Genomic DNA, 22468 nt, shown 5'->3' with positions numbered 1-22468 from the left:
ATGGAACAGTGACTTAGCTTATTCTCGGTGTACAGCTAGTCGATTAAGTCTGGTTCTGCCCTGTTAAAGCCCAATAAATCTAGCCCTAACTTATATGTGGGATTCAGTTTAAGAGTGAATGCCCGTTTCATTGCGATCAATAAGTTAGTTGAATAGTGCACTTGCATATAGAAAGCGGCCCCTATACAGAAGCCAATAAGCAGGCATAAAAAAGCCTCAATAAAGAGACTTGGTATTACTGCCTATACAGCGGGCTTAGGTGGGATTAAGCAATGGAGTCGTTCGCTATATAGGACTTATTCTTATTGGCTACTTATCGTATTTAGCTTGTCGTTCCTCAGCTTCTTTGTCCCACGCTGGAAGCACTGTTTCGCTAAACGTTGCCTTTTCTGCTTCTAGCTTATCCATATCTAAACCAATCGCTTTTTGTGCTTTTTCTTTGGTCGATATATCCGGGATAGCTACGGGCTGCTTAACGCCCTTTTCACCTAACAACCTAGCAAGTTTAACCCTTGCGTCGGCTGATAAATCAATCGCTGTCCCTAATACCCTTAACGCTTCTTCAGGGTTGTGCATTGCTATGCCGTGTGAAGCGGTAGCATGATCCCAACGCCATTGAGAATGTCTAATATCATCCTGTATTGGCTTTAACTCTGCTGCCGTTGCTCCGGCCTTAATAGCTGCGCCAGCTTCATAATGAGCGTGTACTAACTGAGTTTCGACCCAGTCTTTAAGCTCGTTAATCATTGCCTGTCGGTTTGCAACAACAGCTAACATCTGCTCTTTGCTCTGTTCGTGACAATTAGCGCAACCCACCTCGAAACGGTCAAACGGGTTTCCAACCTGATGATCGGTAAACTTTCGGCCCTTTGCGTTGGTGATCTTTGGCATGTGACAATCAATACAAGTAACATCGTTTTGACCATGAACGCCTGAACTCCAAGTTTCATAATCCGGGTGTTGAGCTTTCAACATTGGTGTTTTTGATATTTGATGCGTCCAATCTACAAACTCTATAGAGTCGAAGAACTCTTCCACGCTATCGGTATCGACGCCATTATCCCAAGGGAAAGCCGCTTTCTTGGTTTCTTTCTCGAAGTAGTATTCAACGTGGCACTGACCGCAAACCATAGCTTTTTTATCGGTTCTAGAGGCATCGTCCCAATTCTTACCTATCTTATCCATTGCCCTTTGAGCGAATGGTCTAGATACGCGAAGTTTAGACGAACCGGGTTCGTGACAATCCTGACAACCGATAGTATTAACAATCTCAGATCCTGCCGCGCTCCATTTCTCACTGAAGAAGCCGTCTTCACCCTGTTCTGTAATCATACGGGGGACGTCTGGGCCTTTACACGACCAACAAGCCATAGGCTGTAAATCTTTGTGGTCTGCGTCCGGGCTTCCAACCCTTAGCGTCCCTCTGAGATCTGTTACTGCGTATTGATGCCCGCGCGGGGTGTCATAATCTCTTGAAAACGCATAACCCGCCCACAACACGGCAAGGTTAGGATTTTCTTTAACTTCGTCGATTTTCTTGTCTTGCTCTATCGTCTTTTTCCAAGTGTTATATTGCTTTGGAAATTTCTTTTGATATTGCTCACTGCGAGGATCTAGTTGTTCACCTGCGAAAGCGGCGGTACATATAGCGCTTATGACTAAGCCAATGGTGCTTAGTTTGAGTATTTTATTGTTCATCGTTTAACCCCACGTTTCTATTCTGAGCCGTATATTAAGCGAGACTATTCAATAAGATAATTCGGAAGTTTTTACTTAAAGAGTAAGAATTAATGAAGCCTTACCAACGGACATAAAAAAGCCCCCAACGAAGGAGGTTTTTTATATTCAATTGGTGTGGTGCACTTAGATCTTGAATTCGGGTTGAACGCAGCTTTCAATCTTAAATGCCAAACATATTAACATTAACTTGGTTAATACTTGCGCGAACCAGAATACTGTATATACTGACAGTTACTGTATGGAAAGACAGGCTTAATTATGAGACCACTTACACCACGCCAAGCTGAAATTTTAGAGCTTATTAAACGCAATATTTCAGACACAGGTATGCCACCAACCCGTGCCGAAATCGCAAAACGTTTAGGCTTTAAATCTGCCAATGCAGCCGAAGAGCATTTAAAAGCTTTAGCGAAGAAAGGCTGTATTGAGATCATACCGGGAACTTCTCGAGGCATTAAGCTAACTCAAGAAGATACCGAAGAGGCCGATCTCGGTTTACCACTTATTGGCCAAGTGGCTGCAGGCGAACCGATTCTGGCTCAAGAACATGTAGAGCAACACTATAAAGTTGATCCTGCGATGTTCCGTCCAGCAGCCGACTTTTTGCTACGAGTACGCGGTGACAGTATGAAAGACATCGGCATCCTGGAAGGTGACCTATTGGCGGTTCATAAGAGCCAACAGGCTCGTAATGGCCAAGTTGTTGTCGCCCGTGTTGAAGATGACGTCACGGTTAAGCGGTTTGAAAAGAGGGGCAACAAAGTCTTCTTACATGCCGAGAATGAGGATTACTCACCGATAGAAGTCGATCTGGCAAACCAAAGCTTAAGTATTGAAGGTTTAGCCGTTGGCGTGATCCGTAATGGAGATTGGCAATGAACAAATTATTAGGTGTAAGCCCGCGTCACCCTGGCCTTTGGCAAGATATACCCAATTCGACGATGTCTAAAAAGACAGATATCGAAACTATGATATCTCATACTCAGGGACGCAATGAATTAAAACAGATCTGTGGTCAACTGGCTCAACTGAGCCTGCAGGGTCGCTGGATTGTATTAATTAGCCCACCTAATATCGGTTACAAACAGATGCTAGCTTCAGCTGGCGTACGGATGGATAGGATCCTACTTGTACATGCCAAAGATGAAGTAGAAACACTTTGGGCGATGGAAAAAGCGCTCACCAGCGGGACATCGAGTGCAGTGATAACCTGGACTAACGAGTTAGATGCACGAGACAGTAGACGACTGCAGCTAGTCGCCAAGAGCGCTCAAGCGGTAGGTATCATCATTGAAAATGCGAACACTCACTTACCTGACAGCACAATAAACGCACAGGGCGAGCCATTTAATCAAGGCTCTTTGTTCACTGCAATGCATTAAGCATTTATTTATATTACAGTTCTAGTCTTTAACTAAAGCTCCCTACTCGGGAGCTTTTTTATTCCTACCACTAAACAAATGAATCAAAAAGTGATCTTGATCAATATTTCAACACCAAGTAGTGTAGGTACTGATAACAACGATATTTTGTTATATCCGAACGATTTAGTCGTCGGTCTTTATGTATGACTGTAGATCCTTTAAGAGTATATGAAGACTGAGATCGGCCTGATATATTTCAGCCGTAGGTGCCACCGTGGTTACACCAACCAGTATCAAGTACTGGAACTAAATAAAGTCTAATCGATAGTCGAAAACTAAAATAACGACACGATAGATAAACCACTCGCGCACTTTGAAGTCATCGTTGCTTTTTTGGGAACGAAGAGTTTACATAGAGCAGAGACTTACTGTGTGACTCTTCTTTGTCTTGTTGACAGAGGAGAAGTCTAGTGAAGCAATTGTTGTACTGTGTGTTGGCGCTAATATTTTCGCCTGCACTTTTTGCATCAGAAATGCCATTTAATATGACAGAGGGTGTGACGGAGATCAGTGGTAAGGTTTATAACCTCCACATGATAATCCTTTACATCTGCTGTGCTATTGGCATTGTTGTTTTTGGCGCAATGATTTATGCCATGATCAACCACCGCAAATCAAAAGGCGCTGTCGCCGCCAACTTTCATGAAAGCACTAAAGTCGAGATTTTGTGGACTGTAGTGCCTTTTATTATTCTTATTATCATGGCTATTCCAGCAACCAAAACCTTGATTGCAATGGAGGACCCCAGTAATGCTGAGCTCACCATTAAAATTACAGGTTCGCAGTGGAAATGGCATTACAGCTATTTCGATAAAGACGTTGAATTTTATAGTTTAATGTCGACTCCTAGAGAGCAGATCGAGGGCACCGAAGCTAAAGGTGAACACTATTTGCTCGAAGTAGACAAACCTCTCGTATTGCCGATTAACCGCAAGGTGCGCTTTCTAATGACTTCAGATGACGTTATCCATTCATGGTGGGTACCGGCTTTTGCGGTTAAAAAAGATGCTAACCCTGGTTTTATTAATGAAGCTTGGACGCGGATTGATAAGCCCGGTGTTTACCGTGGTCAATGTGCTGAACTTTGTGGTAAAGATCATGGCTTTATGCCAATTGTTGTCGAAGCACTCACAGAAGAAGACTTTGATAAATGGTTAATTGCTCAAAAGGAACAAGCGAGTAATGCTGAAGCTGCAGCTCAAGCAGCACTTTCGCAAACCTTGACCATGGAGGAGCTGATGGCTCAAGGCGAGCAGATCTATCTGGCTCGATGTGCCGCTTGTCACCAACCTAATGGTGCAGGTCTTCCAGGCGTATTCCCTTCTCTTATTGCTAGTCCAATTATCAAAGGCCCCATCGCTGATCATATCGATATCGTATCGAATGGTATGACGGGCACTGCGATGCAAGCATTTGCTAAGCAGCTGACTGCCACTGAAATCGCGGCGGTAATTACCTTTGAACGTAATGCTTGGGGCAATGACTCTGGCGATACGGTTCAAGCTGCCGATGTCAGCTCAGCAGCGTCAGGTACTGCAGCAAGCAGTGATACTGCCGCCGCAGTACCAGCCACTTTACCTGCTACCCTACCTAAAACCGAGCAAGCTGCAGCGAGTGAAGTCACAACTGAAGTTGTTGCAGACGTTAAAGCGGTTGCTCTGGATGACTTAACCATGGATGAGCTTATGGCCATGGGTGAGAAGGTCTACATGACTAGTTGCGTTGCTTGTCACCAAGCTGCGGGAACGGGTTTGCCTGGCGCTTTCCCTTCATTAGTTGGCAGTCCGGTGATTACAGGACCGGTAAGCGGTCACCTTGATGTTGTCATCAATGGTAAACCGGCTACTGCAATGCAGTCATTTAGCGCATTGCTGACACCACAACAGCTTGCTGCGGTGGTGACTTATGAGCGCAATGCTTGGGGTAATAACTCCGGTGATGCAGTTCAGGCTAGTGACGTTGTTGGCCACGGAAAGTAAGGGATTAAAATGAGCACAATTACACAAGATTCGCCAGCCGCTCACGACGATCACCATGATGACCATCATCATGGGGCGCCGAAAGGCATCATGCGCTGGATTTTAACCACCAACCATAAAGATATCGGCACGCTCTACCTATGGTTCAGTTTCATTATGTTCCTTACGGGTGGCGCGATGGCCATGGTCATTCGCGCTGAGTTATTTCAGCCAGGCCTGCAGCTAGTCGAACCAAACTTTTTTAACCAGATGACAACGGTACATGGTCTGGTGATGGTGTTTGGGGCAGTTATGCCAGCCTTTACCGGCTTGGCTAACTGGCTTATTCCGATGATGATTGGTGCGCCAGATATGGCACTGCCAAGAATGAACAACTGGAGTTTTTGGATTCTACCATTTGCATTTGCCATCCTACTCAGCTCGCTGTTTATGGAAGGCGGTGGTCCTAACTTTGGTTGGACATTCTATGCGCCACTGTCGACAACTTATAGCCCTGACAGTACTGCGCTTTTCGTTTTTTCAGTTCATATTATGGGGATGAGTTCGATAATGGGGGCGATTAACGTTATTGTCACCATCGTCAATATGCGCGCTCCAGGTATGACATGGATGAAACTACCGCTGTTTGTTTGGACTTGGCTAATCACAGCATTTCTACTCATAGCAGTGATGCCGGTGCTGGCTGGCACGGTGACTATGGTATTAACCGATAAGTACTTTGGAACCGCCTTCTTCGACGCTGCAGGCGGTGGCGACCCGGTGATGTTCCAGCATATTTTTTGGTTCTTCGGTCACCCCGAAGTGTACATTATGATCTTGCCATCCTTCGGCATCATCTCAGCGATTGTGCCTGCTTTCAGTCGTAAACCTCTGTTTGGTTACGCGTCGATGGTTTATGCAACGGCTAGTATCGCCATACTGTCGTTTTTAGTATGGGCGCATCACATGTTTACCACGGGGATGCCGGTATTTGCCGAACTCTTCTTCATGTATTGCACCATGCTGATTGCGGTGCCCACGGGGGTAAAAGTCTTTAACTGGGTTGCTACCATGTGGCGCGGCTCAATTAGTTTCGAAACCCCAATGTTGTTTGCTGTGGCGTTTATTATCCTGTTCACCATAGGCGGTTTCTCGGGGCTGATGCTGGCTATAACACCTGCTGACTTCCAGTACCACGACACCTATTTCGTGGTGGCGCACTTCCACTATGTACTGGTTACCGGGGCGATATTTTCCATTATGGCGGCGGCGTACTACTGGCTGCCGAAGTGGACTGGCAATATGTATAGTGAAACCCTAGGAAGATGGCACTTCTGGTGCTCGGTGATCTCGGTGAATGTGTTGTTTTTCCCAATGCATTTCCTCGGGTTAGCGGGTATGCCACGCCGTATTCCCGATTACGCTATTCAGTTTGCAGATGTAAACCAGATCGTATCGATTGGCGGCTTTGCCTTCGGCCTGTCACAATTGATCTTCTTAGCTGTAGTCATCAAATGTATTCGTGGCGGTGATAAAGCCCCCGCTAAACCATGGGAAGGCGCCGAAGGTTTGGAATGGACTCTTCCGAGCCCTGCACCTTATCACTCGTTTACAACACCACCTGAGGTGAAGTAAAGATGAAGCAAGCACAGAGCAAGTCTAACCGCAAACTCATTGGCATGCTGCTGCTAGGTGCAGTGGGGATGTTTGGTTTTGGCTTTGCCCTCGTGCCTTTATATGACGTGCTTTGCGACACTCTCGGTATTAATGGTAAAACCCAAAGTACTGCCAGTGTCTATAAGCCCGTTACGGTAGATAAAAATAGAACCGTTACCGTCGAGTTTGTTTCCCAAGTGCAGAGCGATCTGCCTTGGGAGTTCAAACCTGAGGTCAACAGCATGCAAGTTCACCCTGGAGAATTGATACGAACCCACTTTGTTGCTAAAAATTTGTCTGCGAAACATATCGTTGGCCAAGCAATACCGTCGGTTTCTCCTGGACAAGCTGCCGCCTATTTTAATAAAACAGAATGCTTCTGCTTTAATCAACAAGTGCTAGCAGCAACAGCTAGCGCCGATCTACCACTCATCTTTTACGTGGATCCTGACTTACCGGACTCCATTTCAACCTTGACCCTCTCTTATACCCTCTACAACATTACCGACAAGGGTTATGTCGGCAGCGTAGAGCAAGGAGCTGCAAGATGACAACCATTGAGCAACAACTAAATTATTTGTCCGTAAATAGTAGTAGGCCAAATACAAAATTAATGACGAGCTTATTCCTCTCCACGCCTCTTTACTCCATGGCCGAGAAAGGAGATAGCAAATGACCACTAAACACGAACCCTATTACGTACCAGCGCAAAGTGCCTGGCCTATTATTGGTGCCATTTCGATTTTATTTCTCTCCACACCTCGTCACACTGGAGCAGAGAAAGGAGATAGCAAATGACCACTAAACACGAACCCTATTACGTACCAGCGCAAAGTGCCTGGCCTATTATTGGTGCCATTTCGATTTTATTTCTCTCCACACCTCGTCACACTGGAGCAGAGAAAGGAGATAGCAAATGACCACTAAACACGAAGCCTACTACGTACCAGCGCAAAGTGCCTGGCCTATTATTGGTGCTATAGGTTTGTTTCTCATCGCTTTCGGTGCTGGAACCTTTGTATCACAGTTAAACAGCGAAGGTGGTAGCGGCGGATATATCCTGCTGACGGGTATTGCTGTGATTATCTTTATGCTTTTCGGATGGTTTAGAACCGTTATCGCCGAATCAATGGCCGGCCTCTATTCCAAACAGATGGACCGCTCATTTAGACAAGGTATGAGCTGGTTTATCTTCTCCGAAGTGATGTTTTTTGCCGCCTTCTTCGGTGCACTGTTTTACGCCAGAATAATTGCAATTCCCTGGCTTGGCGGTGCATCAAACAATGCTATGACGCACGAAGTACTGTGGCCTACTTTTGAAGCAATCTGGCCGCTAGTGACCACTCCCGACGGTAGCACAACTGAGGCTATGGGTTGGACTGGCTTGCCGCTATACAACACCATTATTCTACTCACATCATCAGTGACGTTGCACTTTGCTCACGTTGGCTTAGAGAGCAATAAACGCAAAGCGCTAACGGCCTGGTTAGGATTCACTATCTTGTTGGGAATTGGCTTTTTAGTGCTGCAAGCCGAGGAATATATTCACGCTTACCAAGAGATGGGATTAACGCTTGATTCTGGCGTCTACGGCAACACCTTTTTCTTGCTTACCGGTTTTCATGGTATGCACGTGACCTTAGGAACGGTGTTTCTAATTGTGTTGTTCTTTAGAGTGCTTAAAGGTCACTTTACGCCAGAACACCATTTTGCATTTCAAGCAGGTAGCTGGTACTGGCACTTTGTCGATGTTGTTTGGTTATGTCTATTTATCTTCGTTTACGTGCTGTAAACACCGATAGTTAGCTCATTAGTAGGGTCTGGGGTTAGGCGCAATAATCCCAGTCCCTAATGCTAATAGAAGCAACACAACCACCATCACAGAGAAGATCACTCGACGGCCTAAATATTGGCTCATAGGTACACTCTTTTCCCCTTTAACCATCACCAACATGGCTCGAGCCAAATTAAATAATATGAATAGTAGTAACAGTACTAAAACCACTTTAAAAACCAATAGTATATTCATTAACTCTCCTAAAATAGGGGCTATGGGTGCTTGGTGCTTTATTGTACTTTCTACTTTGATAGTGTTTTCTATTTTGGTCAAGCTAGGTTTTTGGCAACTCGAACGCGCTGAGCAAAAACAACAGTGGCAAACTGCGCTTAGCGCGCGTCAAAGCGCCACAGTACTCAGTTTCGAACAACTTCTCGAGCAATCCAGTAATGAAAACCTAACCGGCTACAAACTTAGCACTCAGGCAACCCCGATCCTCGAGCAAGTCTTTCTACTCGACAATCAAACTGTCGATGGCAGAGTCGGTTACTTGGCCTACCAAGCATTTGAAATAGACCCCACTAAGCCATGGTTATTAGTCGAATTAGGCTTTGCAGTTGGGGGAATCGATCGGGCGGTGCTGCCCACAGTGTTAGCAATCACTGAGCCATTGCAGCTTACAGGCCGAGTCTACCAAAAAGAGATGAATCCCATGAGCTCTGATTTGATGGCTGAGCCCGGCTGGCCCAAGCGTATTCAGAACCTAAATATTGAGCAGTTGGCTTTATTGATAGATAAGCCGCTGGTTCGCACCGTATTGCAACCAAACAATCTTCCCAACGATACACGCGCTCATCCATGGAAACCGATCCCATTATCGGCACAGAAGCATCAGGGCTATGCAGTGCAATGGTTTAGCATGGCAGGAGCATTTGGGATCCTAGTGCTTTACGCGCTTTTTCGTAAATTAAAACAACAAGATAAATAACACAGCTTAAAATTTACATCTCTATTGCCAAGTAAGAAAAGACAAGGTAGGTTAGAAAATAGACTTCCTAGCCGTTCCGGGAAGTATGATATTAAATTGTTCGCTATCGCCGTCGTTTTGCTTATAGCACAAAGCTGTATTGGTAATGACTTATCGCTTTCCTTAAACAGGTAAAGCGTTGCAACAGTGATACATAGAATAACATCGAGGAGATGGAATGAACTCCCAGAAAAAGAACGGCAAGAAAACACTATTACTCCTATTACTAGCATTTGCAATTCCTGTCATTGCAGCCAAAGTGATCCTCAGTTTTGAACTATATAACGGTGGTGCAACCAACAAAGGCGAACTGCTTAATGTTGGAATAGACTATCAAAGTTTAGATATGTCCAACCCGCAACCCAAAGAGTGGCAACTGCTGTATCAACTGCCCGCTATTTGCGAGGCAACCTGCCAAGATAGGCTGTATATTTTACAACAGAGCCATATCGCACTTGGACGCAATCAAGATAGGGTGCATACGATTATTATGCTTAATGAGCATAGCGATCTAGCCGCGCTTGATGCATTTGATTTCGCCACTGCAACCCCGACATTGGCAATGAGCCAGCTGCTCAACAATCAACAATTTGTCGTGGTAGACCCTCTCGGTAGTATGGTAATGAGTTACCCCATCACCACCGACCATCAAGCACAGATTATGCAAGGTAAAGCCATTATTGCCGACCTGAGAAAGATGCTTAAGCTTTCAAGGATCGGCTGATGGAGATTAAATCGTTGCTTAAGGTCACCCTAGTTTTTACTCTGTGCGTCATTATGATGGGCGCTTATACACGCTTATCTGATGCTGGACTGGGTTGCCCTGATTGGCCAGGATGCTACGGCATGGTCAAGGTTCCTACCGCAAACCATGAGCTAACCGCCGTCAAAGACGCCTTTCCCGAACATACCGTTGAAGCAGAAAAAGCCTGGCTTGAGATGATCCACCGCTACATTGCTGGCACATTGGGTTTGATGGTGCTGGTGATCTTAATCATGAGCTTACGCAAAACCGACGCACCTAAAAAGCTGCCAATGTTTATCGCCGCACTCATCGTGTTTCAAGCAGCGCTCGGCATGTGGACTGTCACCATGAAGCTGATGCCCATTGTAGTAATGTCACACCTAATAGGCGGCTTCGCCCTGTTCTCATTACTCCTGCTGCTCTACCTTCGCAGTAAACCCCTACGGATCCCCGGTGGCGATGCCCCAGCAAGAAAGCTATCAGCCTTGGCTTTGGTCTGCATTGGCGTACTGTTGTTACAGATTATTTTGGGCGGCTGGACCTCATCCAACTATGCTGCACTGGCTTGTACCTCGCTGCCTATTTGTGAAGGTAACTGGGTCGACAACTTAAACTTCGCTGCAGCATTCTCACCATTTCAAGGCGACCATCCAAGCTACGAGTTTGGCGTTTTAGATTATTCGGCACGGATGACGATACATGTCGCGCACCGCTTCGGCGCCATAATTACTAGCATAATGCTGCTATTTCTAGCCTACAAATTGGTGACCAAGGCACGGTCATCCACACTGCGTAATGCCGCGTGGCTACTGGTAGTACTCGTGGTATTACAAGTCATTCTAGGGATCAGCAATGTGGTTTTACATCTGCCCTTGGGTATCGCGGTATCGCACAACGCGGGAGCAGCTTTACTATTACTAACACTGGTATTTATCAACTATGCCTTGTGGCGTAAGGCATAACAGCAAAGATTTCCAATAGACAAATTACGATAAAAAACAAAAAGAAAAACGTTTTAATTTATGTTCAGTGAGCGAATATAACGAGGTTTCAAATATGGAAAAACAGATAACAATAGCCAGAAACCGAACCGCCCCCCTTTTTCAGTGGCGTTCTTACTATGAAATGACCAAGCCAAAGGTGGTAGCGCTAATGCTACTGACAGTGTTGGTCGGAATGTGCCTCGCGGTGCCTGGTGCAGTGCCACTGCAACCCCTGATAGCAGGCATGGCCGGGATCGGCATGATGGCAGGTGCGGCAGCAGCTTTTAACCATCTTATCGATCGGCGTATCGATGGATTAATGGCCAGAACCTACAACCGTCCGTTACCCAAAGGTAAAATATCTATCACTAAAGCGCTTATCTTCTCCTTTGGTATTGGCATATTGGGCTTTGTGATCCTGTATGCCTTGGTCAACCCATTAACGGCTTGGTTAACCTTCGCTAGCCTGATCGGTTATGCCGTGGTTTACACCGCTTATTTGAAACGCGCTACGCCACAAAATATTGTCGTCGGCGGCCTAGCGGGCGCGATGCCACCTCTATTGGGTTGGACTTCGGTAACCGGTGAGTTTCACGGTAATGCTTTATTACTAGTGATCATTATTTTTGCATGGACGCCACCGCACTTTTGGGCGTTAGCGATACATCGAAAAGCGGAATACGCCAAAGTGGATATTCCAATGTTGCCAGTAACTCATGGGGTTGAGTTCACTAAGACCTGTATATTCCTCTATACCATTCTTTTAGCCATCGCCTGTCTATTACCGGTGCTTGTCGGCATGTGTGGTCCAGTGTATTTGGTCAGCTCAACACTATTAAGCGCAGGCTTTATCTACAAAGCATGGCAGCTTAAGTTCCATGAAACACCAGGGCTTGCAATGAATGTGTTTAGGTTCTCCATCTATCACCTCATGCTGCTATTTATTGCCTTATTGGTTGACCACTACCTGTGGGTTTAAAGAGGGGGCTGCAACCCTCGCTATGACGATTAAATCTTGGGAGATAAAAGCACGATGAAACTATCATGGATTATAGTGGCGCTGATTTTGGCCTCGGCGGGTGTATGGACAGCAGCGCTGCTGAACGAGCCTAAAGACCTCGTCTTGCAAACGAGCTTTGAGTTTCCAACTCCACAAGCTATCGCGCCTTTTACGCTGACCGATCAACATGGTAATCGTTTTAGTAATGACGATTTAACTGGCCATTGGAGCCTATTTTTCATCGGCTACACCTCCTGCCCTGATGTTTGCCCGACCACCATGGGCAAGCTAACAGCGGCTTATCCGTCGTTATCAGAAAACACCAGCCTGCAGGTTATTTTTCTGTCCGTGGATCCTGAACGAGACTCAACTGATACCCTGCTCAATTATACCAACTTCTTCAATCCTGAGTTTATGGCCGTTACCGGCGAACATAAACAGCTTTACCCCATCACCCGTAGTTTAGGCTTTGTTTACGCCATGGTGGGTGATGGTGATAGCTATCAAGTCGACCATAGCGCTTCGTTTGCACTCGTTTCACCCCGAGGAGAGAAAGTGGCGATTATCAAGCCAAAGTCAGATACCCCAGGTAAGCTGCCACAGATTAAAAATAGTGCGCTTATTCACGATGTGAATGCTTTGATTGATAAGTATGACAATGGTTAGCTTAAAAGAGCCTCAGGTTAAAGCACAATCACCCAACCAGATAAGCGGGAGAATATTCCTCATTTGAATTTTACCAAGGAATACGATAGAACTTCACCGTAGACATTAGTAAAAGCGTGTATCGCTTATTACTGAGATCGAGTAAGTCCACTTTGAAACGCATCAACATGGAGAGTTATAGATGAGATCCTTATTGTTTAGTTTGTTTTTGCTTTGCCCTCAGTTCGTCTCAGCAACCGATTTAATATTGGCTCAACAAGTTCAGTTACAGTCCAATTCCCTCGATGAGCAACGAAGCCTATTAGTAAAGCTTCCTAAGCAATATAACGATAACAACAAAACTTACCCTGTACTTTATGTCCTCCATGCTCAATGGGACATGTTGTCAACGCTATCGACACTCGACCTATTAGCAAAACAAGCGCCAAACTTCATCGTTGTAGGTATAGAAGGTCGAGGCAAAGAACTTAGACCCAATGATGGTAAGCCCAGCCCATTTGCCACATTTATCTCTAAAGAAGTCATACCCCATGTAAGGAACAACTATCGTGTTGCGCCGTATAGCATCTTATCTGGCCATTCAAATGCAGGCCGTTTCGTACTTGATTATTGGTTGAATGACTCGTCACTTTTCTCACAATACTTCGCATTTAGCCCATCACTAGAAGATGGCTACATTGTAAATCGAGTTTCCAAATCAACACTCCATTTTTTAGAAAGTAAAGCCCCGCTCACGATGACGATTGCTAACGAAGGCGAGCACATGCAAAAGCCTTTTACTGAGTTGAGTGATAAATTGGCCAGTATGGCAGGAGCGTCTTTTATATCAAAAACATTTCCGACACAGTCACACCAAACTACTAAGCACTCCTCTATGCAGTTTGCGCTGCAAACAACTTTTGCTCATTGGCAGCCTACCGATGAAGTTAAAACTTCAGGATTAAATGCTTTAAAAAAGCATTACGCTGACTTATCTGAAAAATTTGGCTTCAAAGTCATCATTCCTAATGAAACACTACAGCGATTAACCTTCTATTACGCAACCTCTGAAAAGGAAAGCGCAATACAAGAACTAGACAAGCACGTCGCCTTTACGCTCAAGCAAACAGCAGAAGGTCTTGTAGCACTATTTGAAATAGCCGACTATTTGTCTGGTAATGGCTACGAAGCGGCAGGAAACAATCTAACCAAACAAATATGTAGCCTAACTAGCGATAGCCAAAGGTGCGTAGACTAAAACAATATGACTCTTCGTCGTTATCGGTGACTTTGGTTTATTTGGGTTCAGCCCCGACGAAGTTGTCTTCCTCCTACAGAGTCGATATAGCCTAATGTTTTCGATGGTTCGTGGATATATTCTGGGAGGTTATGGCGGTATTCATGTGATCACGACATTCGGACATCCTGTCCAGCACCACCGCAGGTCATTGGAACCACAGATGCATCGCTTTACGTTTGAAGTTTAGGATAAAATCAATATCAACGTCGTGGTGCTTCGCCCATTCTTATAATAAAGAGTAGAGCCAAAGGGGAAAGCGCTTAACCCCGCTCTTGATTTCATAAGAGTCAATCCCTCAGCGCCCCGGCGAAATTTAAAAAGCGAAATTTCCAACGGGGAAGATTGGTTTCTGCAAGTAAAAGTTATTCAGCTTGGTCATTTCGTTTAATTGCAGGCTTGTGTCCGTAAATTGAAAACTCAAATGCTGAACTGTTACGCTTTTCGAAACCGGTGTAGATACGGCTGAGGCCTTTGAAAACAGAGTGAGAGGCATGAATGCCGAGCTGGCCTTTAAATAGGGACATTGTTTGTTTTCGTTGAGCTCACAGGGACCCTTTCTTTTATAAAGAGCTGCAGCGAGCCTCAGCAGTATTTATACATGCGGTCGTTCATTCACATCTGACCCATAGGGATATGGGAAATATCATGATGATGCCGGGAGCATCATCGACCATGTGATCACGACATTCGGACATCCTGTCCAGCACCAACGCAGGTCATTGGAACCGCAGATGTTAAAGCTAGCTAAAGTAATATTTACAACACCACTTCACACTTATTTCCAAGTGATACATAACAAAAAGTTATAATCGGATAAAATGCAACTGGCTTTGTTACTGCAAAAGCCAATTTAAGCCAAACTATACTTCGCCTATTAAAAGGCCAAAATCCGACTAGGAGAAGCTTCTGTGTCCATTAATATTCGATTAGAGAAACCTTGCGACATCACCACTATTCATCAAGTCACTGCAGCTGCATTTCTTGATGCACCACATACTGATCATACTGAACAATTTATTGTGGATGCTTTAAGACATTCCGGAGCGTTATCTGTGTCTATTGTTGCAGAAGACTCATCTAAAATAGTCGGCCATGTTGCCTTGTCGCCAGTGACTATCTCCAATGGAACAACTGATTGGTATGGTTTGGGGCCCATTTCTGTCAATCCAACAGAGCAAGGCAGGGGCATTGGCTCTAAATTAATGCATGCGGCTCTTAGAGAGTTAAAAAATCTCAACGCTAATGGCTGTGTATTACTTGGCGATCCCAAATTCTATCGTCAATTCGGTTTTGAGCCGCTAGATGGCTTGGTGCTTGCAGATGTTCCAGCTGAATATTTTCAAGCTGTGTTACTTCAAGGTGCTCGCCCGGCTGGAGCTGTGACTTATCATGAGTCATTTTTAGCTAAGGGATAACTGGGTTTAACTCGCTTGCATCAAAACAACTTCTCTGCCAGTGTCATTCTATTCTAAGCAATAGATTGACACTGGCCACGAGTCCTTATCACTAGCTCAGCGAGTGATAAGGATCGGTGCTCTACTCTGCTATCCACTCGCCATTGTCTTTGGGTCTAACCCAAGGCTGTGAAAACCAGTAATAACCGCCCTGATGCTTGCTGGGTGCGGTGCAGTTATAGCGTGAACGCCCCGCTGGGAGATCGAGTTCTGCGCGAATGGTAAACTCATTATCACTAATCCAATCTGGCTTTTTAGCCCCTTGACCTTGGATAAAGCACATCAGCTGTGATGCGTTAATATCTGCCATATCTAGCTTTACTTTTATCTCTGGCCGCCACTGGCCATATTGCAGCTGTGGGTCGCTATTGGTCTGCTCCATGACTGGCATATTGAGGCTATGCAGCTTGACCTTTAAACTGTCAAGATTGGCATAGGCGCCCGCGACAGGAAATCTTGGCAATGCCGTTAGCGGTGAGTATGGACCTGCTGCACCAGATTGTTGTCCCAATGCCACAAAGCCATGCCTGTTCAACATATCTTCTATCTGCTGATTATATTCACCATAAGGGTAAGCCAGCATTTTGTGATTCTGACCAGTCGCCTTGGCAATTTCTGCTTCGGTGCGCAAAATATTGCTTTCAATGCGCGTTAGCCATTGCTGCTCAGTCTCGCCTTTTTCCATGCGGATAAGATGTTCATGCCCCCATGTATGGTTGGCAATTTCAGCGCCCTCCTCTGACAAAGTGATCAGCTGCTGCCAACTCATCATCTCGCCATACTGTTTCTGGATAGGCTCTACCGAGACAAAAAGCGTGTAGGGAAATTTGTATTGCTTTAAGATGGGATGCGCTGTGTTAGCAATGCTACGATAACCATCATCAAAAGTGATGGCGATAGTCTTCGCTGGTAAATGCTGCTTAGCCTTTACCGCGGCCACAACCTTAGATAGTGGCACGACATTGAAGTTGTTTTCAGCCAGATACTGCATCTGCTCTTTAAATTGTGCAGGCGTAACGCTAGTGATAGCGGGCGTATCATCAGATACGTGGTGATACTGTAAAATTACCGCTGCTTGCACCGAAAAACCTGTCAGCGCAAACAGCGCTAATAACACGTTTTTAACCATAAATATTAGACCTCTAAAATGATTGCCATACTGCTAAATCCACAAAAAAATCGACAGTTACTCGCACTCGCGTTGCCAATGATCTTGTCAAATATTACCGTTCCACTGCTGGGACTAGTCGACACTGCTGTCGTTGGTCACTTAAGTAATGCCTATTATTTAGGCGGCGTGGCAGTTGGGTCAACAATTATAACCTTAATTCTGTGGTTACTTGGTTTTTTACGCATGGCAACCACCGGATTAGTTGCGCAGGCCTATGGTGCCAACGACACTCAACAGCAGTATCGACTACTGATCCAAGCCGGTAGCTTAGCGCTGCTATTTGGTTTAGCTGCGGTCTTACTGCAGCAACCTATCGTCGATTTAGCAATGCTATTGTCCGATACTAGTGCTGAAGTCGAGCGATATTGCCGTGAGTACTTCCAAGTACGGATCTGGTCTACGCCCTTCGCGTTAATGAACTTAGTCATGCTTGGTTGGTTGTTAGGTAGACAACAGCCTAAAGCGGCTATGTGGCAGTTAATCGTCGCCAACTTAGTCAATATCATCTTAGATTTACTGTTTGTGATAGGGTTAGATTGGGGCGTTAGAGGCGCTGCATTAGCCTCTGTGTTTGCCGATATAGCAGGCTTTGCTGTTGCACTGACATTAGTAAAGCGTCAGCTTAAGCAGTTAGGCGACTTTCACTTTATTACCGTTTGTAAGCAGTTATCCTTAAAGAGCTACCATAAGCTGATTAGTCTTAACGCCGATATCTTTGTCCGTAGCTTATGCTTGCAGTTGTCATTCGCCTTTATGACCTTCTATGGTGCAAGCCTTGGTGACAATACTGTGGCCGCTAATGCCGTATTGCTTAACCTATTGTTACTTATATCCTACGCATTAGACGGCATCGCCTATTACGCCGAAGCCGAAGTTGGCCGCGCTTATGGTCAGAAGAACAGTCGACTGATGAAAGAATCAGTGACGTTGGCATGGGCATGGTCAGCTATAGCAGCCGTTGGATTTACGTTGTTTTTTGCCCTTGCAGGTAGCAATGTCATTAGCGCCCTAACCAGCATTGCAGAGGTGCAACTGGTGGCAAATGATTATCTGATTTGGGTGGTGTTTTTACCCTTGCTAGCGTTTGGGTCATACCTATTTGATGGCGTGTATATCGGTGCAGCCCAAGGAAAAGTCATGCGTAACAGCATGATCATCGCTACCTTTGCGGTATTTTTCCCCACTTGGTATCTACTGCAATCCTTAGGTAATCACGCATTATGGGCGGCCATGAGCACCTTTATGTTGGCACGTAGCCTGACTATGTCAGCTCATTACTGGCTGAGACTGAGAAAGGTGTTGGATTGATAAAGGTTCTAATTAGAACCTATCAATAACATTATCAGCAGTTACGCCCACAAAAAACGCGACCTTAAATCGCGTTTTCTAGTTAACCGTATTGGTTACTGGTAAGAGTGATCACCGTGTTGGTGTTCAGTAACATCTTTTACGCCTGATAGTTCACCAGGGAACATATCAAGTAGTTGCTTTTCAATGCCATCTTTTAGTGTCACATCGACCATAGAGCAACCGTTACAACCGCCACCAAACTGCAGTACCGCTATGCCGTCCTCGGTAATTTCAACCAGTGAAATATTACCGCCGTGGCTTGCTAGCTGTGGATTGATTTCTGACTGGATCACATACTCTATACGCTCAACCAGTGGTGCATCACCTGACACTTTACGCATTTTTGCGTTAGGCGCTTTAAGAGTAAGTTGTGAACCCAATTGATCGGTCACAAAGTCAATGGTTGCCTCTTCCAGGAAAGGCGCGCTCTTTTCGTCAACCATGGCATTAAAACCAGTAAACTCAAATTCGGTATCGTCTGCTTCTACAGCATCTGGTGGACAGTAAGAAACACCACACTCAGCCTGTGCTGTGCCAGGGCTGATAACAAATACTCGAATGTGAGTTCCTTCAGGCTGATCTGATAGCAATGTAACAAAATGCGCCTGAGCTGTTTCGGAAATGGTAATCATGAAAACATAGCTCCGTCAGGAATATACCTGAGTGTTTTAGTAAGAATTAACCCTATAATACTCTTACTCTGCTGCGCTTTGTAGCCCCCAATGCTCACACAATGCCAATTAACGCTGATTAGATCACAATTTTTCACCTCCATTGACGGTGGTTTTGTCACTGCAGAGCTGTTAATTTAAGCGTAATATTATAAATATAATGATTATTTCGATGCTGAAAACCGTTTTCACTTTTTTATGCGCCTTTATGATGTTGCTCTCTCTTTCGGCAGAGGCAAAAAAGGTTCGTTTGACCGATAATCCACTTTACGGAATAACCACCAGCTCCCCAGAGGAATTTCTAGGCTACCCACTTGGTGAGTATTTGCTGCGTCATGATCAGGTCAACTATTACCTGAAGGAGATCGCCCAGCAGAACCCGCGAGTGTCACTCGAAAACACTGGCCAAACTCATGAAGGTCGCCAGCAACTCACGGCAGTGATCACCTCAACTAGAAATCAACAACAACTAGCTGCGATTTTAAAGCAACGCCAGCAGGTAAAGTATCTTGGCAAACAAACGGGTCCGATCGTTATTTGGTTGGCTTATTCGATACATGGCGATGAAGCCAGTGGCGCCCATGCGGCCTTGAAGTTGAGTCACATGCTGGCTAGCAGCGAAGAAAAATGGGTTAGCGATTTACTCGAAAATGCGGTGGTACTGATCACCCCAAGCCAAAACCCTGATGGCATGGATCGTTTTTCGACTTGGGCTAATGGCTACGCAGGTAACGTTGTCGTCAGCGACCCAAACCACGCAGAACATAAACAGGGCTGGCCTAGCGGCAGAAGCAACCATTATCTAGCCGATCTTAATAGAGATTGGCTATTCTTACGTCACCCTGAATCTCAAGGAAGAGTTGCGCTATTTCATCGCTGGCAACCCCATTACGTGGGTGACTTTCATGAGATGGGACACAACCAAACCTACTTCTTCCAACCGGGCGTTCCTGAAAGGACCCACCCGCTGACACCAATCGCTAATCAAAAGTTGACTATCAAGCTAGCCGCTTATCATCAAGCGGCATTAGACGATAAGAAACAGAGCTATTTCAGCCGCCAACTGTTTGATGACTTCTTTTATGGCAAAGGCTCGACTTATCCTGACATTAACGGCGCTATCGGTGTGCTGTTCGAACAAGCCAGTGCTCGCGGCCAACAGCAAGACTCGGTTAACGGTATCGTTCGCTTTCAAGAAGCAATTGAAAACCAGTACGCTACCTCTATATCAAGCTTAAAAGGCGCACTGGCGCTTAAGACTGAGCTGCGAGAGTATCAAACAGAGTTCTTTAGTGGCAAACATCAAAAACCTCGGAAAAAAAAGCCAAGACAAGCGGGGCGACTAATTACTGCAGCCAATGATGTGCAGCGGATACAGCAACTCACCCAGCTGTTATCACAACACAAAATTGAGTATTACTATTTAACCAATAAACTCACTCAAGGCGGTCAATCCTTCTCGGTTGAAAGCAGTATATTTATTCCAGATAATCAAGCACAAACAGCCTTGTTAAACGCACTGTTCGACAACAGAACTGAGTTTAATGACCCTACCTTTTATGATGTCTCGACCTGGAACTTGCAACATGCATTCGACCTATCAGTACGGCAGAACGTTAAGCTAGAGCTCAGTGTATTAAGTAAAACAGCGCCAACGTTTATCCCATCGAAATGGACACCCAAAGCAGTGGCACTGCTTATCGACTGGCGTCAAAGCTCAGCTGCGCCTCTACTACAACAACTGTTAAGCCAAGGTGTTCAAGTAAAGTTTGCCGCCAAGCCTTTTACGTTAGCAACTCATACTGACAAACTCGACTTTCCTGCAGGCAGCTTACAGATCCCTCTAAAACAAGATGGCCACTCCGCTAGTGAACTAAGCAAACTCGTTGCTAAGCTAGCCCAAGAGCTTCGTGTGAATATCACAGCCGCTTATACCAGTAGCGCAAGCAGTGGCATCGATTTAGGCAGTCCAGACTTTAAAGTCATCCGCCCTATCAAGCCGCTAGTCATTAGTGGCAAAGGCACCTCAATCCCTGAGGTGGGTCAAATTTGGTATTACTTAGACTCTCAACTCCAAGTGCCAACCACTTTAGTCGACACCAGTAATCTAAACGCAATAAAGCTCAGTAAATACACGCATATTATTTTTGCCGGCGGAAGCTACACCAACTTAGATGAAAAGTTTGGCCGCAAGCTTGGGCCCTTTATCGCTGATGGTGGGGTTGTCATAGCACAGAAGGGCGCATTAACTTGGCTGACTAAAGCCAACATTCTAAAAACCAGTCTGCGAGGAGAGCGCTTTTACAAGCAACTCTTTAATGGGGATGGCTTGGCTTTTGAGCAAAAATCCTCTTTTAGGGCAAGACAGGAGATCGGCGGCGCTATCGTTGAGTTGAAACTTGATAAAAGCCACCCAATTAATTTTGGTATCAATGGCGAACGTTTAGCCGTAATGAAGAATAAGGCGATCGGGTTTGCGCACACCGCCAGCGACTTTATGGTTGCGGCGAGCTATGCATCACAGCCACTCTTAAGCGGCTATATGGCGCAAGAATATCAAAGCAGTTTTGCCAACGGCCCGGCGATTATAGTCGAGTCAAGATCGAAAGGCGCCGTGGTAGCGATGACCGACAACCTGCTATTTAGAAACATCTGGTTAGGATCAGAAAGGCTCTATGCCAATGCACTCTATTTTATTCCCGTTCTTCACTAGGTACTTATGCTTACACCCGTCCTACCTGAAGATGCAGGATTCAGTGAGGTGAGTATAGTTTACTAAATGACCACTAAACATTAGTTAAGCCCTGGTGCCTCTGCTCTTGCTAGGCACCAGACTTGGCTTTCAATATGTTGTTCGCTCAGTAGTCGCGCTATTTCACTGACCGTTGTCCCCGTCGTCACCACATCATCTACAATGGCGATACGCTGTAGCTTTATCTCTGCCACCAATGTAAAAGCATCTAGTAAATTTTTACGGCGCATTTTTCCCGATAACCCCGCTTGGGGCGAGGTGTTTATTTGCCGAGTAAGCACATCGTCAAGCAAGGGGAGCTCAAGTTTTTGTGCCAATGATTGTGCAATCAGCCATGCCTGATTAAAACCGCGCTGCCGCAACCGCTTGGGGTGTAATGGCACCGTGATGATGGCTTGTGGCATTTGCACAAAGCCTAATTCAATTAGATAATGTAAGCGGCAGATCAGCGCATCGACCATCACCTCAATCACAGAAAACTGCGCTTGATACTTTATCTGACCGACCCAGTGCCCAAGTCCATCATGATAACTGCAAGGCGCTACCACCTTTAGCTTGTTGTACCGCTGACACTCGCCACAGTAGATAACCTGCAGCTGCATCTCTCTACCACAACCTAAACAAATCGGTGCCTGGTATAGGCATGCATTGAGGCAAACCCGACAAATACCGCTCTGCTTGGACGTTATCTGTTGATGGCACATTAAGCACCGATTGGGTAATATAGCCGCCAGCTGTCGCAGCCAAGATCGTTGAGTAATAATGAAGCCCCTTTTTTCATAGCCCATTTGCTAATACGGCAGCACTAATACCGG

Annotated in this window: 23 protein-coding genes; 17 read left to right on the top strand and 6 right to left on the bottom strand. The window is 45.5% G+C overall.

Annotated elements, in window-relative coordinates; genetic code table 11:
• Positions 1-309 precede the first annotated feature (309 nt).
• Positions 310-1698, bottom strand: coding sequence for an ammonia-forming cytochrome c nitrite reductase (nrfA, locus tag JK628_RS01530; protein WP_202287536.1), 1389 nt, complete (start codon positions 1696-1698; stop codon positions 310-312).
• A 300-nt stretch (positions 1699-1998) separates the two neighbouring features.
• On the opposite strand from nrfA, the gene lexA reads away from it, so the two are divergent.
• The 8 genes from lexA (at position 1999) to JK628_RS01500 (ending at position 8570) form a co-directional block, all read left to right on the top strand.
• Positions 1999-2619, top strand: a complete 621-nt coding sequence (gene lexA / locus JK628_RS01525) for a transcriptional repressor LexA (RefSeq protein ID WP_202287535.1) — start codon at positions 1999-2001, stop codon at positions 2617-2619.
• Positions 2616-3122, top strand: a complete 507-nt coding sequence (locus JK628_RS01520; RefSeq protein WP_202287534.1) for a cell division inhibitor SulA — start codon at positions 2616-2618, stop codon at positions 3120-3122. Before lexA ends, JK628_RS01520 begins: the two co-directional genes overlap by 4 nt.
• A gap of 452 nt (positions 3123-3574) precedes the next feature.
• On the top strand, positions 3575-5143 hold the full coding sequence (gene coxB, locus JK628_RS01515; protein ID WP_202287533.1) for a cytochrome c oxidase subunit II: 1569 nt from the start codon (positions 3575-3577) through the stop codon (positions 5141-5143).
• A 9-nt stretch (positions 5144-5152) separates the two neighbouring features.
• Positions 5153-6757, top strand: coding sequence for a cytochrome c oxidase subunit I (gene ctaD / locus JK628_RS01510; protein WP_202287532.1), 1605 nt, complete (start codon positions 5153-5155; stop codon positions 6755-6757).
• A 2-nt stretch (positions 6758-6759) separates the two neighbouring features.
• A complete protein-coding gene (locus tag JK628_RS01505) occupies positions 6760-7329 on the top strand; it encodes a cytochrome c oxidase assembly protein (RefSeq protein WP_202287531.1) in 570 nt (189 codons plus the stop codon).
• Between the two features lie 121 nt (positions 7330-7450).
• On the top strand, positions 7451-7576 hold the full coding sequence (locus JK628_RS23405) for a hypothetical protein (RefSeq protein ID WP_272931640.1): 126 nt from the start codon (positions 7451-7453) through the stop codon (positions 7574-7576).
• Entirely contained in the window at positions 7573-7698 is a 126-nt protein-coding gene (locus tag JK628_RS23400; RefSeq protein WP_272931640.1) for a hypothetical protein, read from the top strand. The genes JK628_RS23405 and JK628_RS23400 overlap by 4 nt, the downstream gene beginning before the upstream one ends.
• The gene (locus tag JK628_RS01500; RefSeq protein WP_202287530.1) at positions 7695-8570 is read left to right on the top strand and encodes a cytochrome c oxidase subunit 3; all 876 of its coding nucleotides are present in this window, start codon (positions 7695-7697) and stop codon (positions 8568-8570) included. The genes JK628_RS23400 and JK628_RS01500 overlap by 4 nt, the downstream gene beginning before the upstream one ends.
• Before the next feature lie 18 nt (positions 8571-8588).
• Here JK628_RS01500 and JK628_RS01495 read toward each other — a convergent pair whose 3' ends face one another.
• The gene (locus tag JK628_RS01495) at positions 8589-8807 is read right to left on the bottom strand and encodes a DUF2909 family protein (RefSeq protein WP_202287529.1); all 219 of its coding nucleotides are present in this window, start codon (positions 8805-8807) and stop codon (positions 8589-8591) included.
• Positions 8808-8829: 22 nt separating this feature from the next.
• Here JK628_RS01495 and JK628_RS01490 point away from each other — a divergent pair, with 22 nt between their 5' ends.
• The 6 genes from JK628_RS01490 (at position 8830) to JK628_RS01465 (ending at position 14213) form a co-directional block, all read left to right on the top strand.
• Positions 8830-9543 (top strand): SURF1 family protein, encoded by a 714-nt coding sequence (locus JK628_RS01490; RefSeq protein ID WP_202287528.1) that lies wholly within the window; start codon positions 8830-8832, stop codon positions 9541-9543.
• 217 nt (positions 9544-9760) lie between these two features.
• Entirely contained in the window at positions 9761-10306 is a 546-nt protein-coding gene (locus JK628_RS01485) for a hypothetical protein (RefSeq protein ID WP_202287527.1), read from the top strand.
• Positions 10306-11289 carry a COX15/CtaA family protein gene (locus JK628_RS01480; protein WP_202287526.1) on the top strand — a complete coding sequence of 328 codons (984 nt, stop codon included), beginning with the start codon at positions 10306-10308 and terminating at the stop codon, positions 11287-11289. The genes JK628_RS01485 and JK628_RS01480 overlap by 1 nt, the downstream gene beginning before the upstream one ends.
• A 94-nt stretch (positions 11290-11383) precedes the next feature.
• Entirely contained in the window at positions 11384-12289 is a 906-nt protein-coding gene (gene cyoE / locus JK628_RS01475; RefSeq protein ID WP_202287525.1) for a heme o synthase, read from the top strand.
• Between the two features lie 54 nt (positions 12290-12343).
• On the top strand, positions 12344-12976 hold the full coding sequence (locus tag JK628_RS01470; protein ID WP_202287524.1) for an SCO family protein: 633 nt from the start codon (positions 12344-12346) through the stop codon (positions 12974-12976).
• Between the two features lie 181 nt (positions 12977-13157).
• Positions 13158-14213 (top strand): alpha/beta hydrolase, encoded by a 1056-nt coding sequence (locus JK628_RS01465; protein ID WP_202287523.1) that lies wholly within the window; start codon positions 13158-13160, stop codon positions 14211-14213.
• 404 nt (positions 14214-14617) lie between these two features.
• Here JK628_RS01465 and JK628_RS01460 read toward each other — a convergent pair whose 3' ends face one another.
• A complete protein-coding gene (locus JK628_RS01460; protein WP_202287522.1) occupies positions 14618-14779 on the bottom strand; it encodes a hypothetical protein in 162 nt (53 codons plus the stop codon).
• Between the two features lie 384 nt (positions 14780-15163).
• Between JK628_RS01460 and JK628_RS01455 the strand changes: the two genes are divergently transcribed.
• On the top strand, positions 15164-15670 hold the full coding sequence (locus JK628_RS01455; protein WP_202287521.1) for a GNAT family N-acetyltransferase: 507 nt from the start codon (positions 15164-15166) through the stop codon (positions 15668-15670).
• 121 nt (positions 15671-15791) lie between these two features.
• On the opposite strand, the gene JK628_RS01450 is transcribed toward JK628_RS01455, so the two are convergent.
• Positions 15792-16838, bottom strand: coding sequence for a polysaccharide deacetylase family protein (locus tag JK628_RS01450; protein ID WP_202287520.1), 1047 nt, complete (start codon positions 16836-16838; stop codon positions 15792-15794).
• A gap of 18 nt (positions 16839-16856) precedes the next feature.
• Here JK628_RS01450 and JK628_RS01445 point away from each other — a divergent pair, with 18 nt between their 5' ends.
• Positions 16857-18188 (top strand): MATE family efflux transporter, encoded by a 1332-nt coding sequence (locus JK628_RS01445; RefSeq protein WP_202287519.1) that lies wholly within the window; start codon positions 16857-16859, stop codon positions 18186-18188.
• Between the two features lie 95 nt (positions 18189-18283).
• Here JK628_RS01445 and nfuA read toward each other — a convergent pair whose 3' ends face one another.
• Positions 18284-18862, bottom strand: a complete 579-nt coding sequence (gene nfuA / locus JK628_RS01440) for a Fe-S biogenesis protein NfuA (RefSeq protein WP_202287518.1) — start codon at positions 18860-18862, stop codon at positions 18284-18286.
• Positions 18863-19073: 211 nt separating this feature from the next.
• On the opposite strand from nfuA, the gene JK628_RS01435 reads away from it, so the two are divergent.
• Complete coding sequence (locus tag JK628_RS01435) at positions 19074-21614, top strand: M14 family zinc carboxypeptidase (protein WP_237524109.1); 2541 nt, start codon at positions 19074-19076, stop codon at positions 21612-21614.
• Between the two features lie 80 nt (positions 21615-21694).
• On the opposite strand, the gene JK628_RS01430 is transcribed toward JK628_RS01435, so the two are convergent.
• A complete protein-coding gene (locus JK628_RS01430; RefSeq protein ID WP_202287516.1) occupies positions 21695-22441 on the bottom strand; it encodes a ComF family protein in 747 nt (248 codons plus the stop codon).
• Positions 22442-22468 lie beyond the last annotated feature (27 nt).

This window comes from Shewanella sp. KX20019 (assembly GCF_016757755.1).
Taxonomy (GTDB): domain Bacteria; phylum Pseudomonadota; class Gammaproteobacteria; order Enterobacterales; family Shewanellaceae; genus Shewanella.
Note: the sequence above shows the minus strand (reverse complement) of the source record. Positions and strands in the feature narration are given on the sequence as shown.